A 17027-nucleotide genomic window follows, 5' to 3' on the forward strand; every position below is an offset into this window, starting at 1 on the left:
CACCAGGTCCCGCGGGGAGGGGGTCGGCCTACGACTACAGGCCCTCGCCGCGGCAGCTAAGGAGAAGCAGCCCGAAACGCATGATGTGCCGCAGCCTAGCTCAGGGACGGTGGAGGCGGACGTCCCGTTTCAGTATGCGGGACGGTCGGGGCGTCAAGCCCAAAGAGTGACCATCATCCCATTTCGCCAATCATCGTCTCACCTCGTGACAGTGAGGTCACGGAGTGCGACATTGCGGGGTATGACCAGCCCCGCGCAGACCCACGCGCAGCACCGCCCCGTCTTCTGCCCGATCGTGCCCCCGCACCTTCTGGAGAAGCTGGCCCGCAGCGAGAACCCCGCCGTCGCGAGCGCCGCCCGCCACACCCTCATGGCGGACGCCCGGCACCGCACCGGCCGCGGCCTGACCGCGAACCTCACCTCCCCCGCACCCCCCGCCCCCAGTGAGTCCGCACCGCCGGCCGTGCGGCCCCGGCCGCGGCGCACGGTGTACGACGCGCAGCGCCGCACCGCCCTTCCGGGCGTCGAGGTGCGCGGCGAGGGCGGCGAGGCGACCGCCGACGCCACCGTCAACCGCGCCTACGCCGGACTCGGCGCCACCTTCGGTCTCTTCCTCGACGCCTTCGGCCGCGACTCGATCGACGGCGCCGGCCTGCCGCTGCTCGCGACGGTCCACTACGACGAGAACTACGGCAACGCCTTCTGGAACGGCGAGCAGATGGTGTTCGGCGACGGGGACGACGAGATCTTCCTCGACTTCACGCTCCCCGTGGACGTCATCGGCCACGAGCTGACCCACGGCTTCACGCAGTACACCGCCAACTTGGAGTACTTCGGCCAGTCCGGCGCGCTCAACGAATCCGTCTCGGACGTGTTCGGTTCGCTGGTGAAGCAGTACACCCTCGGCCAGAGCGCCGCGGACGCCGACTGGCTGATCGGGGCGGGCCTGTTCCACCCGGACGTCCAGGGGACCGCGCTGCGCTCGATGAAGGCGCCGGGCACGGCGTACGACGACGACGTGCTGGGCAAGGACCCGCAGCCGGGCCACATGGACGACTACGTCCGCACCAGCCAGGACAACGGCGGGGTGCACATCAACTCCGGCATCCCGAACCACGCCTTCTATCTGACGGCGACCGAGCTGGGCGGCCACGCCTGGGAGCGGCCGGGGCAGATCTGGTACGACGTGATGACGGGCGGGGGGCTCACCCCCGAGACGCGGTTCGGCGAGTTCGCCCGCGCCACCGCGAAGGCGGCGAAGGCGCGGTACGGCGACGGGCCGGAGATCCAGGCCGTCCTGAAGGCGTGGACGGCCGTGGGCGTGCCGACGGAGTGACGGGCGGACCGGCGGACCGGCGGCGCGCGGACTGGTAGACAGAACGCATGCGGATTCGAGTGCGGCGTACCGGCGGCTTCGCGGGCATCGAGCGGGCGGCCGAGGTGGACACCTCGGCCCTGCCCGACGCGGTGGAATGGCACACCCTGGCCGTCGCGGTCCTCGGCGGGGACACGGACGACGGCCGGGGGGTGCCGGACGGTTTCTCGTACGAGATCACAATCGACGGCGAGACGGTCCGGTGCGGGGACCCGCACGTGACCGAGGCTCAGCGCGCCCTCATCAGGAGGGTCCTGAAGGAGGGCGCCTGACGCCTTCGCCGCGGGCCGTAGCAGGTGCCCTAGAAGCCGAGCTTGCGCAGCTGCTTCGGGTCCCGCTGCCAGTCCTTGGCGACCTTGACGTGGAGGTCGAGGAAGACCGGGGTCCCGAGGAGCGCCTCGATGTGCTTGCGGGACTTCATGCCGACCTCCTTCAGCCGGCTGCCCTTCGGGCCGATGATGATGCCCTTCTGGCTGGGGCGCTCGATGTAGACGTTCGCGTGGATGTCGAGCAGCGGCCGGTCGGCGGGGCGGTTCTCCCGGGGGATCATCTCCTCGACCACCACGGCGATCGAGTGCGGCAGCTCGTCCCGTACGCCTTCGAGCGCGGCCTCGCGGATCAGCTCCGCGACCATCACCTGCTCCGGCTCGTCCGTGAGGTCGCCCTCGGGGTAGAGCGGCGGGGACTCGGGCAGCAGCGGGATCAGCAGGTCGGCGACGAGCTGGACCTGCTGACCGCCCAGGGCGGAGACCGGGACGATCTCCTGCCACTCGAAGCCCAGCTCCTTGCCGAGCTGGTCGATGGCGATGAGCTGCTCGGCGAGGGTCTTCGAGTCGACCAGGTCGGTCTTGGTGACGATCGCGACCTTCGGGGTCTTCTTGATCCCGGCCAGCTCCTTGGCGATGAAACGGTCGCCGGGGCCGAGCTTCTGGTCGGCGGGCAGACAGAAGCCGATCACGTCGACCTCCGCCCACGTCGCGCGCACGACGTCGTTGAGGCGTTCGCCGAGGAGCGTGCGCGGCTTGTGGAGACCCGGCGTGTCCACCAGGATCAGCTGGGCGTCCGGGCGGTGCACGATGCCCCGGACGGTGTGCCGGGTGGTCTGGGGCCGGTTGGAGGTGATCGCCACCTTCTGGCCGACCAGAGCGTTCGTGAGAGTGGACTTGCCCGCGTTGGGGCGGCCTACGAAGCAGGCGAAGCCGGCCCGGTGGACGGCTTCGGATTCTGGGTTACGAGCGCTCATGGAGGCCATTCTCCCCGATGCGGGAGCCCGTCACGTACGCGGAGCCCGCCGGCGTCGCAGCCACAGCGCCCACAGCGCGGCCGCTCCCCCGGTGAGCACGGTCGCCGCGGCGAGCCACGGCAGCGCGAGGAAGGAGACCCGCGCCGACTCCCGGACGTCCTTCGCCGTCGCCGTCAGCGTCACCTCGCCCCAGTCGAGCTGCGGCGATCCCGTCCACCGCTCGGTCAGGCGGATCTTCTGCCGGGGCAGCAGCTCGGCGGGGATCCGCGCCAGGTCGCGGTCGAGCAGGGTGCGGCCGAAGAGCCCCTCGGCGCGCAGCGCGACCCGCGGGTGGAGGGTGACATTGCCGCGGTTGTGCAGGGTGTACGAGACGAGGGCGCTGCTCGGGCCGGCGCCGGGGATCAGGGGCCGGTCCTGGGCGAGGGTGACGTCCTCGACGGCGAGGGCGGGGACCGTGGGGCCGGTGACCCGGAGGTAGACGCGCGCCGCGACGGCCCGCCGCACCCCGACCGCGACCCCGCCGCCGGCGGCGGCGATCCGCTCGTCGAGGGCGACGACGGCGCCGGGATGGTCGCCGGGTTCGGCGTCGGCGGGGACGGTGAGGGTGTAGGGCACGGTCACGGAGGAGCGGGCCGGGACGGTGATCCGGGTGCGCCGGGGGGTGATCCAGGCGCCGGGGCCGGTCTGCTTCTCCTGCTGGGTGCGGACGGCGAAGCCGCCGTCGCGTTCGGTGTTGTAGGCGTCGGCGCCGTAGATCCGGAAGGTGAGCGGGGCGCCGGTCTTGTTGGAGACGGTGACCTGGTCGGTCACCGTGGTGCCGGGGTCGGCGGAGAGGTAGAAGTAGGGGCGGCTGCCCAGCCGGGAGGCGGCCGGGTAGACGGCCCACTCGCCGTTCTCGGCGGCCTGGGCGGGGACCTGGCCGCCGAGCGTGAGCAGCACGGCGGCCAGGAGGAGTACGTACAGCTTGCGCACGGTGCGGAACTCCTTGTCTCGCCCGGGGTCAGGACAGGGTCAGCGTCAGGACTCCGGAGTAGGCGCCGGGGGCGGTGAAGGCCGGGACGTCCAGCGAGAGCTTGGCGTCGACGGTGAACTCGCCGCCGGTGAGCGCGCCGTTCGGGGTGGAGGCGAGGGTCGCCCCGCCGCCGCCGACGGTGCCCGCCGAGCCGGGGACACAGGTGCTGGGGCTGCCCGCCTTGGTGGTGCAGGCGGGGGTCCAGCTGAGGGCTCCGGCGCCGAGGGAGCCGCCGGGGCCGGTGAAGTCGGTGACCTTGCCGGTCAGGGACCAGCCCGCGGGGCCGCCGCGGAAGTCCTTCACCGTCACCGTCCGCAGGTCGCCGGTGGCCGCGCCGCCCCGTCCGAAGTCGACGGACGACAGCTGCACGGCGTCCCCGGCCTGGGTCATCGACAGTTCGCCGGCGGTGACCGCCGCCGTCAGCCGCTGGCTGTTCGGCGGTTGCGGGGTGTCGTCGACGACGGTGTACGCGGCCGGTCCTGCGCCCTTGTCCGGGTCCCAGGCCGTGCCCTCGTACGCCACGATCCCCGTGGTGGCCTTGTCGTTCACCTTCAGGCGGGCGGCGAAGCCGCCCTCGCTGTCGGTGGTGACGGTCATCCGGTCGGCGGTCTCCGCCGCTCCGGCCCGGCCGACGACCGTGACCTCGGCGAGCGGGGAGAACTTGGCGCCGGTGACGGTCACCCGGACTCCGGGCGCGCCGGAGGCGCTGTCGAGCTGGAGGTTCCGTTCGTTGGCCCCGGGCTGGGTGCTCGCCGTGATCGTCTCGGAGACGGGGGCGGGCGGGTCGGTGACCGTGCAGGGGGTGTCCAGCTCCATGAGGTAGCTGGTGTGGATGTTGTAGTCGCCGGGCGAGAGGGTGATCGAGCCGGGCGCGGTGACCGTGAACGTGCCGGTCATCGAGAACGGCGGGAAGGCTCCCTTGCCGGGGACGGGGTCGTTCTTCTTGGGGCCGGTGACGGTGACGGCGCCCGTCTGGGCGCCGCCGAGGACGACCTTGCCTGACGGGGTCATGATGTCGGCGGGGAGGGCCAGGTCGACCGGGTTGGAGGCGGCCGGCTTGGTGACCTTGTAGGTGACGGTGACCGTGTCGCCGACCTTGGGCGTGGGCTTGTCCACGGTGATCTGGGCGGTCGTGGTGCCGTCGATGGGCGGGATGCCGGCGATCGGCGGCGGGACGCAGTGCGTGGGGAAGTCCACCGCCTGGGACGCGGTCGCCAGGGCGCCGGCGGGGGCGGCCAGCGCCCCGCCGGTGGCGAGCGCGAGGGCGATGACGCCGACGGCGGCGGTCCAGCGCCGTCTTCGGGTCCGGGTGTGACATGCCATGGGGCCCCTCCTGAGGGATGAGAGGGCGCCATTGACGGCCGCGCGCCGAGAGAAGTCAAGGGAAGCGCGACGCATCGCCTGATGACCCATCAGTTCCTGTCAAGATCGGTGCGTGGGGACCCGTTCGAGCAGGTCAACACAGGTACCGGCGCCGCCTGGGGCGACGCCGGTGGGGGGCGGGCGGTGGTGCTCCGGATGGCGCTCCGGGGTGGTGACCCGGGTGGTGGCCCGGTTGGTGGCGCTAGAAGACGAACGGGCCGGGCGATTGCGAGGTGACCGCGTCGCAGTTCACCGTCATGCCGAAGATCGTCATCGTGAGGGCGGTGCCGGCGAAGTACGAGTTGAGGCTGTCACCGGTGGCCACGGTCCCCGCGAGGGGGCCGATGGTGACGGCCTGGCCGGCCCCGAGTGCCGGGTTCTTCTTGCCGCTGAAGACGCGGGTGCCGCCGCCCGCCTTGGCCATCGTCAGCTTGGCGTTGATCTGGTCGACGCCGACCGCGACCGGCGTGGTGACGGCCGAGGTGAGCGTGATCGTCGCGGCCGTGCCGCTCTGCGTGGCCTGGAGGGTGGCGAGACCGCCGCCCCAGAACCCGCAGTCGTACGTGGCGGTCGCGGTGCCCGGCGTCACGGCGGCGGCCGCCGGGGCGAAGGCGAGTCCGGTCACCGCGAGAGCTCCCGCGAGGACCGCGCCGATTCCTAAGTTGCTGCCTCTCATGAGGGCGTACCCCTTCCCGATGGAGCACGCAGGGGTGCGGGCGCTGCGTGAGGACGAAGAACTGACGGTCCGTCGGTCGGACCGCTGTTCATTGATGCGCAACGGGCCGGGGAAGGCAAGAGAATGTCCGGTGATTCTTCACAAGCGCGCAAAGAGGGCCCGGCATCACGCCGGGCCCTCTCCTCGCACCTCGGCCTCAGCCCGCGGTGACCGCCACGCGCAGGTGCCCGTCCGGGCCGGCGAGCAGGACCGGGGTCTCGGGCCCGCCGAGGTCCCGTACCGCCGCGCGGTCCGCGTCGGAGGCGGCGTCGGCGGTCGAGACGACGGCGGCGGCCTCCAGCGACCGGGCCCCGCTGGCCACCGCCATGGCGACCGCGGTCTGCAGCGCGCTCAGCCGGAGCGACTCCAGGGCCACGGTCCCGGCGACGTACGTCCGCCCGGTCTCGTCCCGTACCGCCGCGCCCTCCGGCACACCGTTGCGGGCGCGGGCGCTGCGCGCCAGCGTGATGATCTTGAGGTCCTCGGCGCCGAGGTCGCCGTGCTCGCGGTTGAGTGTCATGCCCCGAGCATAGGTCGGGGGACGGGGTCAGCTCTGCGCACCCTTGACGAACTTGTCGGCGGCGAGCTTGGCCAGGCCGTCGAAGTCCTTGTGGCCGGAGGCGTTCGCCGGCACGTGGACGATCTTGGCGACACCGGTGCCCTGCCGGACGACCATCATGTTCGACTCGACGGTCATGGCGACGGTCGCCAGCTTCATCTTCAGCCGGAAGGCGTGCGACTCCTCACCGGCCTTCGGGCCGGCGAGCTTCTCGAACGTGACGTCCATCTTCATGCCCTGGAGGTCGGCGGCGAACCCCTTGCAGGTGTCCAGCGAGGTGCCGATGGACGTGACGAAGTCGCGGGCGCCGTCGGCCGGGTAGGTGAAGACGTCCGTGCTGAGCACGCTCTCGGCGTTGCCGCGCTCGAAGTCGGGGGACGGACCCATCGTCGCTCCGGAGATCTTCTGGGCGACCACACCGGCCAGCGGCTGGCACTCGGGCTTGTCCGCCTTCGGCTCGGGGGTGTCCGGGCCGGCGGAGGTTCGCCAGCCGGACGGGAGGTCGGTCAGCGCCAGCGTCGCGGCCTTCATCTGCGCGGCGGTCAGGGGCACGGCGGCGGCAGGCGCGGTGGGCTCGGCGGACGTGGTCTGCCCGGCCGAGGGCTTGTCCGCCGCCTTCTTGGTGTCGTCCTTGGCCTCGCCGCCACCGCACGCGGCGGTGAGGGAGAGCGCGGAGACGGCGAGGACCGCGGCGAGGCCGTGGCGAAGGCGAGTGCGCATGAGGAAGTACCCCTTGGGGTGACGAGGGTGAGCGGAGGATCCCGTATCACCGCGCCGCGATGATCGGACCGGTGGAGAATATACGGATCATGTGAAATTCCTGTGCGCGGGTCGCCGTTCAGCCCGCCAGCGGGAACATCGCCCCCCGACGGCCCTCCGGGGAGACCAGCCACTCCAGCTTCGCCTCCGTGTCCGCCTCCGCCAGCGGCGTGTGCATCACGATCACCAGGTCCGGCCGGGCCGGGACCCTGAGCTGGGTCGACTCGACCACCAGCGTGCCGACCAGCGGATGTTCCAGCTCCTTGCGGACCTGGCCGCCCGGCATGACGTCCCGCCGCTCCCACAGGGCGGCGAACTCGGGACTCGCCTCCTTCGCCTCCTCGACCACCGCGCGGAAGCCGTCGTCCTCCGGACGGTCCGAGCAGGCGGCCCGGTACTGCGCGACGACCCGGGGCGCGAGCCGCTCCCAGCCGCCCATCCGCGACCGGTACAGCGGGTCGGTGAAGAAGGCGATCAGGCAGTTCTGCGAGATCCCCGGCCGCATCCCGAGCACGATCGCCGCGGCGTCGTTGTACATGACCGTGTTCCAGTACGCGTCCATGATGTGCGCCGGGAACGGCATCCACGCGTCGATCAGCCGCCGCAGCCCCTGGCACATGTCCCGGGCCTCCGGATCGGCCTCCGGCGCGGGCGGGTTGAGCGCGGCCAGGGCGTACAGATGGCGGCGCTCCGCCGGGGAGAGCCGCAGCACCCGGGCGACGGCGTCGAGGACCTGCGGGGAGACGGTGATGTCCCGGCCCTGTTCCAGCCACTGGTACCAGGAGACGCCCACCCCCGCCAGGACGGCGACCTCCTCACGGCGCAGGCCGGGCGTGCGGCGCCGGGCACCGCCGTCCGGAAGGCCCGCCTCCGCGGGGCTGATCCGGACCCGACGGCTCATCAGGAACCCGCGCAGTTCGGCGAGTCGCCGCGTCTTGGCGTCGGTGCCCTCCACCGCAGTGGCCACGTCTGCTTCCTCCCCCGGAACGCCTGGTGGTACGACCAACAGGATAAGTACCCGCTCCCCACCGTTGTTCCCGCGCGCCGAGGGTGGGGCCATGACCACCCTGACCCCGTCCCCGGCCGCCCCGCCACGACCCGCCGCGACGCCCCCGGCGCTGACCGGCCGCTCCCGGCTGATCCTCTTCGTCCTCTGCGCCGCCCAGTTCATGGTGGCGCTCGACTTCTCCGTTCTGAACGTCGCGCTGCCGGTGCTCGGCGCGGACCTCGGCCTCGGCCGCTCCGCCCTCACCTGGGCGGTCACCGCCTTCGCCCTGCCGGCGGGCGGCTTCCTGCTGCTCTTCGGCAGGATCGGCGACCTCTACGGCCGCCGCCGGCTGTTCCTCGGCGGGCTGGCGCTCTTCGGCGCGGCCTCGCTGCTCGCCACCCTCGCCTGGGGCCCGGGCGCCTTCCTCGCCGCCCGCGCCCTCCAGGGCCTGGGCGCGGCGGCGATCGTCCCGGCCGGCATGTCGCTGCTGACGACCACCTTCCCCGAGGGGCCGCTGCGGGACCGGGCGCTCGGCATCTCCGGCACCCTGCTCTCGCTGGGCTTCACCGTCGGCATGCTCCTCGGCGGGGTCATGACCGACACGCTCGGCTGGCGCTCCACGATGGGTCTGCTCGCCCTCTTCGCCGCGGTCGTGCTGCCGCTGGCGCCGGGCCTGCTGCCCGAGTCCCGCAACCCCGAGCGGCCCCGGCTGGACGTGCCGGGCGCGGTGACCGTCACGGGCGGACTGCTGGCCCTGATCTACGCCCTGTCGACGGCGGCGGAGCGCGGCTTCGGCGGGGCGGACGTCCTGGCCGCCCTGGTCGTGGGGGTGCTGCTGCTCGTGGCGTTCGGCATGGTCGAGTCGCGGCACCCGGCCCCGCTGGTCTCGCTGCCGATGCTGCGGCGGCGGACGATCGCCTTCGGCAACCTCGGCGGTCTGGTCACCTTCTCGATGATGTCGGCGGTCGTCTTCGTCCTGACGCTGTACCTCCAGGAGACGCTGGGGCTCTCCGCCTTCGCCACCGGCCTCGTCTTCGGCGTGCAGGGCGCGCTGTCGGTCCTGGCCGGAACCCTCGCCCCGAAGGTGATCGGCCGGCTCGGCGCCCGCCGCACGCTCGTCGCCTCCCTCGCCGGTCAGGGCGTCCTGACGGCCGCCCTCCTGGGCATCGGTACCGGCTCGGGCGTGGTCCTGGCGACCGTCGCGGTCTCGCTGGCGTCCATGTGCCACCTCGGCGCGATCATCTCGTACGGCCTGACCGTCACCTCCGGCGTCCCGGACAACGAGCAGGGCCTGGCGACGGGCCTGGTGACCACGACCCAGCAGGTCGGCCTCACCATCGGCATCCCGCTCCTCGGCTCCCTCGCGACGGCCGGCGGGGAGCTGTACGGGGGTGTCCGTACCGTCCTCGCCGTCGACGCGGCGGTCGTCCTGGCGACGGCCCTGCTGGTGGCGGCGGGCCTGCGCCGGCGGGCGTAGCGGGGCCGCCTCCCGGAGGCGGCCTCGGGCCCGGGCGGGACCTTCCGGTGCTAGGGGGTGTGCCGATCAGACACCGGCAAGATCGACACAAACGCCCCCTAGGGCCGGTCCAGGCGGAGGCGGGCCGCCTTGGGGAGGCCGGCGACCACCAGGTCGTAGGAGTCCTCGACGAGCTCCCGGACCATCCGGTCCGGCAGCCCGCCGACGGTCACCGTGTTCCAGTGGCGCTTGTTCATGTGATAGCCGGGGACGACGGCGGGGTGCTCCTCCCGGAGCCGTTCCGCCTCCTCCGGTTCGCACTTGAGGTTGATCCGCAGCGGCTCCGCGTCCAGCGCCGAGAGCGCGAACACCTTCCCGGCGACCTTGAAGACGGAGGTCTCCGGGGTGAAGGGGAACTCCTCCGTCGCGTCGTTGAAGTCCAGGCAGAAGGCGCGCAGCTCGTCGGGGGTCATGCCGGACTCTCCTCCGGTTCCACCAGGACGGTGACGATCTTGTTCCGGCGGCCCGCAGGGGACTCGGCGGTCAGCCGCAGCGAGCGGCCGTCGGGGAGCTTCACGGCCGCCTTGGCGCCGGCGATCGGCACCCGGCCCAGGGCCTTGGCGAGGAGGCCGCCGACCGTCTCCACGTCCTCGTCGTCGTACTCGTCCGCGCCGAGGCCGTACAACTCGCCGAGGTCGCCGATGTCGAGGCGGGCGGTGACGCGGTAGCGGTCGTCGCCCAGCTCCTCGACCGGCGGCAGCTCGCGGTCGTACTCGTCGGTGATCTCGCCGACGATCTCCTCCAGGATGTCCTCGATGGTGACGATCCCGGCCGTGCCGCCGTACTCGTCGATGACGACGGCGACGTGGTTGCGCTCCTGCTGCATCTCCCGCAGCAGGTCGCCGGCGTTCTTGGTGTCCGGCACGAACGCGGCCGCCCGCATCGCCGTCGAGACCAGATCGGCCTCCGCGTCGCGGTTGATGTGCGTCTTGCGGACCAGGTCCTTCAGATACACGATGCCGACGATGTCGTCCTCGTTCTCGCCGGTGACCGGGATCCGCGAGAAGCCCGAGCGCAGCGCGAGGGTGAGGGCCTGGCGGACGGTCTTGAACCGCTCGATGCAGATCAGGTCGGTCCGCGGCACCATCACCTCGCGGACCAGGGTGTCGCCGAGCTCGAAGACGGAGTGCACCATGCGGCGCTCGTCGTCCTCGATGAGCGACTCCTGCTCGGCGAGGTCGACCATGGCCCGTAGCTCCGCCTCGGAGGCGAAGGGGCCCTTGCGGAAGCCCTTGCCGGGGGTGAGGGCGTTGCCGATGAGGATCAGGAGCTGCGGGATCGGGCCCATGATCCGGGCCAGCGGCAGCAGGACGTACGCGGCGGCGGTCGCCGTGTTCAGCGGGTGCTGGCGGCCGATGGTGCGGGGCGAGACGCCGACGGCGACGTACGAGACCAGCACCATCACGCCTATGGCGATGAGCAGCGCCTCCCAGGTCCGGGGGAACTCCTCCAGGCAGGCGTAGGTGACGAGGACGCCGGCCGCCATCTCGCAGGAGACGCGCACGAGGAGCGCGACGTTGAGGTAGCGGGTGGGGTCGGAGGCGACCTGGGTGAGCTTGTCGGCGCCGCGCCGGCCGGACCGTACGGCCTCGGCGGCGCGGAAGCTGGAGACGCGGGCGATGCCCGCCTCGGCGCAGGCGGCGAGCCAGGCGACGATGACGAGGGCGACGGCGCCGAAGATCAGCGAGGCGTTCATCGGATACCGCGCGGCCTCAGGAGACGGTCGGGGCGGGGGACGGGCCGGTGAGGCCCTTCTCCGCGCGCCAGCCGTCGACGATGGCCGCCTGGAGACCGAACATCTCGGCCTTCTCGTCCGGCTCCTCGTGGTCGTAGCCGAGGAGGTGCAGCACGCCGTGGACGGTCAGCAGCTGCAGCTCCTCGTCCATGGAGTGCTGGGTGGGGGCGTCCTCGCCCTGCTTCTTGGCGACCTCGGGGCAGAGCACGATGTCGCCGAGGAGCCCCTGCGGGGGCTCCTCGGTGTCCTTCGACGGCGGACGCAGCTCGTCCATCGGGAAGGACATGACGTCCGTGGGCCCGGGGAGGTCCATCCACTGGATGTGCAGCTGCTCCATGGCCCCTTCGTCCACGACGATCACCGAGAGCTCGGAGAGCGGGTGGATGCGCATCCGGGCGAGGGCGTAGCGGGCGATGTCGAGGATCGCCTGCTCGTCGACCTCGGTTCCGGACTCGTTGTTGACGTCGATCGACATGGTGCGGCTGGTCTACTTCCCGTTGCGGCTGTCGTACTGCTCGTACGCGTCGACGATACGGCCGACGAGCTTGTGCCGGACGACATCGTGGGACGTGAGCCGGGAGAAGTGGACGTCGTCGAGGCCTTCGAGGATGTCCTGCACCTGCCGCAGACCGCTCTTGGTGCCGCCGGGGAGGTCGACCTGGGTGATGTCGCCGGTGATGACGATCTTCGAGTCGAAGCCGAGCCTCGTCAGGAACATCTTCATCTGCTCGGGGCTGGTGTTCTGCGCCTCGTCCAGAATGATGAACGCGTCGTTCAGGGTGCGACCACGCATATAGGCCAGGGGCGCCACCTCGATCGTGCCCGAGGCCATCAGCTTCGGGATCGAGTCGGGGTCCAGCATGTCGTGCAGGGCGTCGTAGAGCGGCCGCAGGTACGGGTCGATCTTCTCGTAGAGCGTGCCGGGGAGGAAGCCGAGGCGCTCGCCGGCCTCGACGGCCGGGCGGGTCAGGATGATCCGGGTGACCTGCTTGGACTGCAGGGCCTGGACCGCCTTGGCCATCGCCAGATACGTCTTGCCGGTACCGGCCGGGCCGATGCCGAAGACGACCGTGTGCTTGTCGATGGCGTCGACATAGCGCTTCTGGTTGAGCGTCTTGGGGCGGATGGTGCGGCCGCGGCTGGAGAGGATGTTCTGGGTGAGCACCTCGGCCGGAGTCTCCTGGCCTGCCTCCGTCGAGCCGTTCTCGCTCGCCCTGAGCATGGCGATCGAGCGTTCCACTGCGTCCTCCGTCATCGGTTGCCCGGTGCGGAGCACCAGCATCATCTCGTCGAACAGTCGCTGGATCAGCGCGACTTCCGCCGCCTCGCCGACCGCGCTGATCTGGTTGCCCCGGACGTGGATGTCGGTCCGGGGGAAGGCGTTCTCGATCACGCGCAGGAGCGCGTCACCGGAGCCGAGGACGGTCACCATCGGATGCTTGGCCGGGACGCTGAAGTGGGCGCGGGCCTCGCCCGGCGCGCCATTGCGGGATGTGGGTGTCTGAGTCATGGGCCGGCACTGTGGCCTGCACATACCTCCCGTTGCAGGGTTCTCGCCGCTCGACAACCTCTGGAGACCAAGCCTACGACTTGGGGGTGACAAGGCCGAAGCCTTTTCTCCGGGCGGTGCGCCGGGCCGGGAGGACGCCGGGGCCGCGCGGGCCGCCCGCGCAGGTCAGGCGCTGCGGCGGAAGCCGATCGTGGGGACCGCGCGGCGCAGGGGCCAGGGCCGGGCGGTGGCCGGGAGCAGCCGTTCGAGGAAGGCGTAGCGGCCGCGCAGCGCCTCCGGGTCCTGGCAGACGTGGCCCTGGACGTGCTGCCACCAGGCGGCGACCTCGCCCCAGCCGGGCGCGGAGAGCGAGCCGCCGAACTCCTGGACGGAGAGGGCGGCGGTCAGTCCGGCGAAGGCCAGGCGGTCGGCGAGCGGCCAGTCGGCGAGGGTTCCGGTGACGAAGCCGGCCACGAAGACGTCGCCGGCGCCGGTGGGGTCGAGGGCGGAGACCTGGATGGCCGGGACCTCGGCGGTCTCGCCGGTGGCGCCGTCGACCGCGTAGGCGCCGTCGGCGCCGAGGGTGACGACGGCGTAGCGGACCTTGTCGGCGAGGGTGCGGGCGGCGGCGCGCGGGCAGTCGGTGCGGGTGTAGCGCATCGCCTCCTGGGCGTTGGGCAGGAACGCCTCGCAGTGCTCCAGGTCGGTCAGCCCGGCGAGGTCCCAGCGGCCGGTGTCGTCCCAGCCGACGTCGGCGAAGACCTTGGCGCCGCCGCGGGCGGCCTGGGCGACCCATTCCTCGGCGCGTCCCGGAACGAGGGAGGCGACGGCGGCGCGGGCGTGGGGCGGGTAGGCGGGCAGGGCGCCGTCCAGGGGCGGGGCCTCGTGGCCGTGGGAGACCATCGTGCGTTCGCCCTCGTAGGCCATGGAGACGGTGACCGGGGAGTGCCAGCCGGGGACGGTGCGGGAGAGCGAGAGGTCGATGCCCTCGCCCTGCTCCAGGGCGTCCCAGCAGTACTCGCCGTAGTGGTCGTCGCCGAAGGCGGCGGCGAGGGAGGTGCGCAGGCCGAGGCGGGCGAGGGCGGTGGCCATGTTGGCGACGCCGCCGGGGCTGGAGCCCATGCCCCGGGCCCAGGACTCGGTGCCGCGGACGGGGGCGCTGTCGAGGCCGGTGAAGATGATGTCGAGGAAGACCGTTCCGGTGAGGAAGACGTCGCAGTCGGGATCGTCGGGCTGGCGCAGGCCGACCAACGGGTCGACTCCGGCGTCGTGTTGCTGGTCTCCCCTTGCTGTGGTCACGGCAGGCTCCCCGGTCGTGGTGCGGATCAGCTCAGTGTGCCTGATGGGGGTCGGGTGGCGGGGGTGACGGCGCCAGGAACGGGCCGGAGGACGCCGTCCGCCGTCGGGGCCGAGGAAGGGGGGAAACGCCTCCTGTGAGCATCGGGAAAACGGGCACGCCTACCCCTCGAACAGACCACCAAACCCATTGTGACTCAGATCACACACCGGGAGAGTGGTCCCGGCTTCTCCCGGGCCTCGGTCCCTTGGTTACATAGGTCCGCGATCCCGTGCAACACCGGGCGCTCCACCCCCCCTTCTTCTTCCTTTCCTGGAACGCCCATGTTGTCGCGCCCGCGCGCCCTGGGGCCTCTCGTCGCCCTGTTCACGGCCGGTTACCTCGCTCCGTACCTGCTGCCGACCGTCGTCGGCCGGCTCTCCGCCGGTCTCGGTCTCACCCCCGCCCAGGCCGGTCTGGCGGGCTCGGTCCTGCTGCTCGCCTCCGCGTGCGCCGGGTTCACGCTCGCCGCGCGCGTGGAGCGGATCGGCCCGCGCCGTGGGGCGCGGATCGGCCTGCTGGCCATGGCCGTCGGCTACGGCACGGCCGCGCTCACCGCCACCGTCCCGCTGGTGGTCGGCGGTGCGATCGTCGGCGGCTTCGGCTCCGGTACGGCGACGGCGGTGGCCGCGACCGGCATCGCCGCCCGGCGGGACCCGCACCGCGCCTCGACGCTGGGGCTCCTGTCCGTCTCGGCGGCGGCAGGCGCGCTCTACCTCACGCTGCCCCACCTCGGCAGCGGCCACGCGCTGCCGTTCGCCGCGATCGCCCTCGCGGCCGTGCTGGTATGGCCCCTGACGGCGGGTCTGGCGAGCGGGCCCCGCCGGGGCGCCGCCCGCGCCACGGTGCCGGTGGCGGACCCGGCCGGCTCGCCGCTCCCCCACCGGCGCTCGGGCCTGGTGCTCGCCGTGGGCATCGTCCTCTGGTCGATGGCCCAGAACGCCCTGTGGGGCGTGAGCGGCCGGATCGGGCTCACCCAGGCAGGGCTGAGCGAGGTCACCGTCGGCGCCGTCTTCGCCGTGGCGCTCGGCGCCGGTCTCCTCGGGGTCACGGCGGCGGGCGCGCTGGGTGCGCGGCTGGGCCGCGCGGTGCCGATCGGGGCCGGTACGGCGATCATCGCGTGCTGCGTCCTGCTGAGTTCGGCGGCCGGCAGCCTGCCCGCCTTCGCGACCGGCGAGGTCCTCTGGAACCTCTTCTACCCGGTGGTCCTGTCGTATCTGCTGGGCCTGGCCGCCTCCCTGGACCCGCGCGGCCGCTGGGCGGTGCTGGTCGGCTCCGCGTCCTCGCTCGGGGTGGCCTGCGGGCCGGTCGTCGGCAGCGTCCTCTCGGAGGCGGCCGGGTATCCGGGCATGGGGCGCGTGCTGTGCGTGGTGCTGCTGCTGGTCGCGGCCCCGATGACGGCGGTCGCCCTGCACACCTCGGGCCGGCCGCTGGTGCCGGGCTCCGTCCGCCGCCGTGGTGGCGCCCCGGCGGCGGTGGTCGCGGGCACCACGACCGCCTCCACGGGCCTGCTGCCCCAGATCGGCGCCCCGGAACAGGAGGTCGCGGAAGTCGCCGTACCGGCCGCCCGCCGGGCCGGCCAGCGCTCCTTCCGGCTGGCCCGCCCGTCCGACCGGGGCTAGCGCCGGTGGGGCGCTTGTGTGACGAGATGGGATAGGGGACATCCGGGTGGTGAACGGGGCCCGCCGCAACCGCCGTCGGCCGCCCCGTACTCCTCCTCACCAGTCGCACGACACCTGAGGAGGCATTCATGAACGGGCTCCAGACCTTCCCCATGGCCCCGACCGCGCTCTCGGACCTCGACCCCTACCGCTTCCCCGCCGTGCTCGCCCATGACGACTCCGACGACCCCCGCACGGTCCTCGGGACCATGGAGCCCCTGGAGTACCCGCTGCCCGCGCCGGCCCCCGCCAGTCGCCTGCGGATGGTGCTGGAGCCGGAGGACCGGCGCCGTCTCGACCTGCACGCGGCGCTCACCACGGCCGGCATCGCGCCCCTGCCGGGGGATCTCGCCGCGATCGAGGCGCTGTGCCGGCTCGACGACGCGACCCACCTCACGCTCCAGCGGTGGATCGCCGGTCTCCGGTGATCCACCGCCGTGGCGGGCGTACGCGGGACCTGCGGATCAGAAGTCGTCCGCGCCGTCGCGCAGCTGGGGCGTCCAGTAGCCGGTCGCCCACGCCGCCGGGTCGACGGCGATGCCCCCCGCGCCCGGCGCCCGCACCGCGATCACCTCGTCGCTTCCCCGGAGCGTGACGGAGAAGGCGGTCACCGGCTCGTTGTGCTCGTCCACACCGCCGTCGGAGAGCCGCACCCGGGCGTAGGCGGGGGCGCCGGCGGTCAGGACGACGGGGGCGGCGGGCTTGCTCGCGGCGACCGCCGGGACATTCTCCCGGTGGCTCTCCAGGAACTGGATCTCCGGGTAGCCGTCCAGCCGGCAGCTCTGGCGGGAGGTGTTCCGCGCCGTCAGGACGAGGTGGGTGTAGGGCGGTCCGTCGTCCAGGGTGGCGCTGACCGTGACGTCCCGGGGCGTGCAGACGCGCGTCGTCGCGGCGTCGGCGGAGTTCCGCGCGCCGGAACCCTGCGCGGTGCGCTTCCCGGTGGCGGTGTGCTGCCCGGCGGTGGCGGCGCCGCCCGTCGACGTCCCGCCGCCCGTCGCCGTGCCACCCGTCTCCGTACCGCCGCCCGCCGTCGGCGCGGGGGCCGGGGCGGCGGCCGACGGGGAGGCGGGGAGGGAGGCCGGGCCGGCCGCCTTCGGCGCGGATCCGTCCCCTCCGCAGGCGGTGAGCGTCAGGGTGAGGACGGCGCTCGCGGCGGTGGCGAGGACGGCGGTGCGGCTGCGGAACGTACGCATGGGTGTTCCCCCGTGGCTGGTGGCGTCGGATCTGTCCGGCGCCGCCGGGTGCTCCCCGGTGGCGCCGGACAGAACGGTGCCGGG

At 72.8% G+C, this 17027-nt stretch carries 18 protein-coding genes; 5 read left to right on the top strand and 13 right to left on the bottom strand.

Going from position 1 to position 17027, the window contains the following annotated elements; genetic code table 11:
- Positions 1 to 241: 241 nt before the first annotated feature.
- Both ACFZBD_RS23150 and ACFZBD_RS23155 read left to right on the top strand, forming a co-directional pair.
- The gene (locus ACFZBD_RS23150) at positions 242 to 1336 is read left to right on the top strand and encodes a M4 family metallopeptidase (protein ID WP_391142465.1); all 1095 of its coding nucleotides are present in this window, start codon (positions 242 to 244) and stop codon (positions 1334 to 1336) included.
- Between the two features lie 47 nt (positions 1337 to 1383).
- Positions 1384 to 1647 carry a protealysin inhibitor emfourin gene (locus ACFZBD_RS23155; RefSeq protein WP_391142467.1) on the top strand — a complete coding sequence of 88 codons (264 nt, stop codon included), beginning with the start codon at positions 1384 to 1386 and terminating at the stop codon, positions 1645 to 1647.
- Positions 1648 to 1676: 29 nt separating this feature from the next.
- Here the strand turns inward: ACFZBD_RS23155 and era are convergent, their stop codons facing one another.
- The 7 genes from era to ACFZBD_RS23190 all read right to left on the bottom strand — a co-directional run bounded on the left by era (position 1677) and on the right by ACFZBD_RS23190 (position 7926).
- Positions 1677 to 2627, bottom strand: a complete 951-nt coding sequence (era, locus tag ACFZBD_RS23160; protein WP_391142470.1) for a GTPase Era — start codon at positions 2625 to 2627, stop codon at positions 1677 to 1679.
- Between the two features lie 21 nt (positions 2628 to 2648).
- Positions 2649 to 3590 carry a WxL protein peptidoglycan domain-containing protein gene (locus tag ACFZBD_RS23165; protein WP_391142472.1) on the bottom strand — a complete coding sequence of 314 codons (942 nt, stop codon included), beginning with the start codon at positions 3588 to 3590 and terminating at the stop codon, positions 2649 to 2651.
- Positions 3591 to 3618: 28 nt separating this feature from the next.
- The gene (locus ACFZBD_RS23170; protein ID WP_391142474.1) at positions 3619 to 4953 is read right to left on the bottom strand and encodes a beta-xylosidase; all 1335 of its coding nucleotides are present in this window, start codon (positions 4951 to 4953) and stop codon (positions 3619 to 3621) included.
- Positions 4954 to 5194: 241 nt separating this feature from the next.
- A complete protein-coding gene (locus tag ACFZBD_RS23175; protein ID WP_391142476.1) occupies positions 5195 to 5668 on the bottom strand; it encodes a hypothetical protein in 474 nt (157 codons plus the stop codon).
- A gap of 196 nt (positions 5669 to 5864) precedes the next feature.
- On the bottom strand, positions 5865 to 6227 hold the full coding sequence (locus ACFZBD_RS23180) for a cytidine deaminase (protein WP_391142479.1): 363 nt from the start codon (positions 6225 to 6227) through the stop codon (positions 5865 to 5867).
- 27 nt (positions 6228 to 6254) lie between these two features.
- Complete coding sequence (locus ACFZBD_RS23185; protein ID WP_391142481.1) at positions 6255 to 6986, bottom strand: hypothetical protein; 732 nt, start codon at positions 6984 to 6986, stop codon at positions 6255 to 6257.
- Between the two features lie 118 nt (positions 6987 to 7104).
- Positions 7105 to 7926 (bottom strand): helix-turn-helix domain-containing protein, encoded by an 822-nt coding sequence (locus tag ACFZBD_RS23190; protein ID WP_391143324.1) that lies wholly within the window; start codon positions 7924 to 7926, stop codon positions 7105 to 7107.
- A 157-nt stretch (positions 7927 to 8083) separates the two neighbouring features.
- Between ACFZBD_RS23190 and ACFZBD_RS23195 the strand changes: the two genes are divergently transcribed.
- On the top strand, positions 8084 to 9490 hold the full coding sequence (locus ACFZBD_RS23195) for an MFS transporter (protein WP_391142484.1): 1407 nt from the start codon (positions 8084 to 8086) through the stop codon (positions 9488 to 9490).
- A gap of 98 nt (positions 9491 to 9588) precedes the next feature.
- On the opposite strand, the gene ACFZBD_RS23200 is transcribed toward ACFZBD_RS23195, so the two are convergent.
- The 5 genes from ACFZBD_RS23200 to ACFZBD_RS23220 all read right to left on the bottom strand — a co-directional run bounded on the left by ACFZBD_RS23200 (position 9589) and on the right by ACFZBD_RS23220 (position 14052).
- Positions 9589 to 9942, bottom strand: coding sequence for an MmcQ/YjbR family DNA-binding protein (locus ACFZBD_RS23200; protein WP_391142487.1), 354 nt, complete (start codon positions 9940 to 9942; stop codon positions 9589 to 9591).
- Positions 9939 to 11225 (bottom strand): CNNM domain-containing protein, encoded by a 1287-nt coding sequence (locus ACFZBD_RS23205; RefSeq protein WP_391142489.1) that lies wholly within the window; start codon positions 11223 to 11225, stop codon positions 9939 to 9941. Before ACFZBD_RS23205 ends, ACFZBD_RS23200 begins: the two co-directional genes overlap by 4 nt.
- 16 nt (positions 11226 to 11241) lie before the next feature.
- Complete coding sequence (gene ybeY, locus ACFZBD_RS23210; protein ID WP_391142500.1) at positions 11242 to 11739, bottom strand: rRNA maturation RNase YbeY; 498 nt, start codon at positions 11737 to 11739, stop codon at positions 11242 to 11244.
- 12 nt (positions 11740 to 11751) lie between these two features.
- Positions 11752 to 12774 carry a PhoH family protein gene (locus ACFZBD_RS23215; protein WP_391142502.1) on the bottom strand — a complete coding sequence of 341 codons (1023 nt, stop codon included), beginning with the start codon at positions 12772 to 12774 and terminating at the stop codon, positions 11752 to 11754.
- A 165-nt stretch (positions 12775 to 12939) separates the two neighbouring features.
- Complete coding sequence (locus tag ACFZBD_RS23220) at positions 12940 to 14052, bottom strand: PfkB family carbohydrate kinase (RefSeq protein WP_391142505.1); 1113 nt, start codon at positions 14050 to 14052, stop codon at positions 12940 to 12942.
- Between the two features lie 321 nt (positions 14053 to 14373).
- On the opposite strand from ACFZBD_RS23220, the gene ACFZBD_RS23225 reads away from it, so the two are divergent.
- Both ACFZBD_RS23225 and ACFZBD_RS23230 read left to right on the top strand, forming a co-directional pair.
- A complete protein-coding gene (locus ACFZBD_RS23225; RefSeq protein WP_391142508.1) occupies positions 14374 to 15711 on the top strand; it encodes an MFS transporter in 1338 nt (445 codons plus the stop codon).
- Positions 15712 to 15839: 128 nt separating this feature from the next.
- Positions 15840 to 16178: a hypothetical protein gene (locus tag ACFZBD_RS23230; protein ID WP_391142510.1), complete on the top strand. Its 339-nt coding sequence runs from the start codon at positions 15840 to 15842 to the stop codon at positions 16176 to 16178.
- Positions 16179 to 16214: 36 nt separating this feature from the next.
- On the opposite strand, the gene ACFZBD_RS23235 is transcribed toward ACFZBD_RS23230, so the two are convergent.
- Positions 16215 to 16943 (bottom strand): DUF4232 domain-containing protein, encoded by a 729-nt coding sequence (locus tag ACFZBD_RS23235; protein WP_391142511.1) that lies wholly within the window; start codon positions 16941 to 16943, stop codon positions 16215 to 16217.
- Positions 16944 to 17027 lie beyond the last annotated feature (84 nt).

Origin of the sequence: Streptomyces sp. NPDC008121, assembly GCF_042957155.1 — a bacterium.
GTDB lineage: Bacteria > Actinomycetota > Actinomycetes > Streptomycetales > Streptomycetaceae > Streptomyces.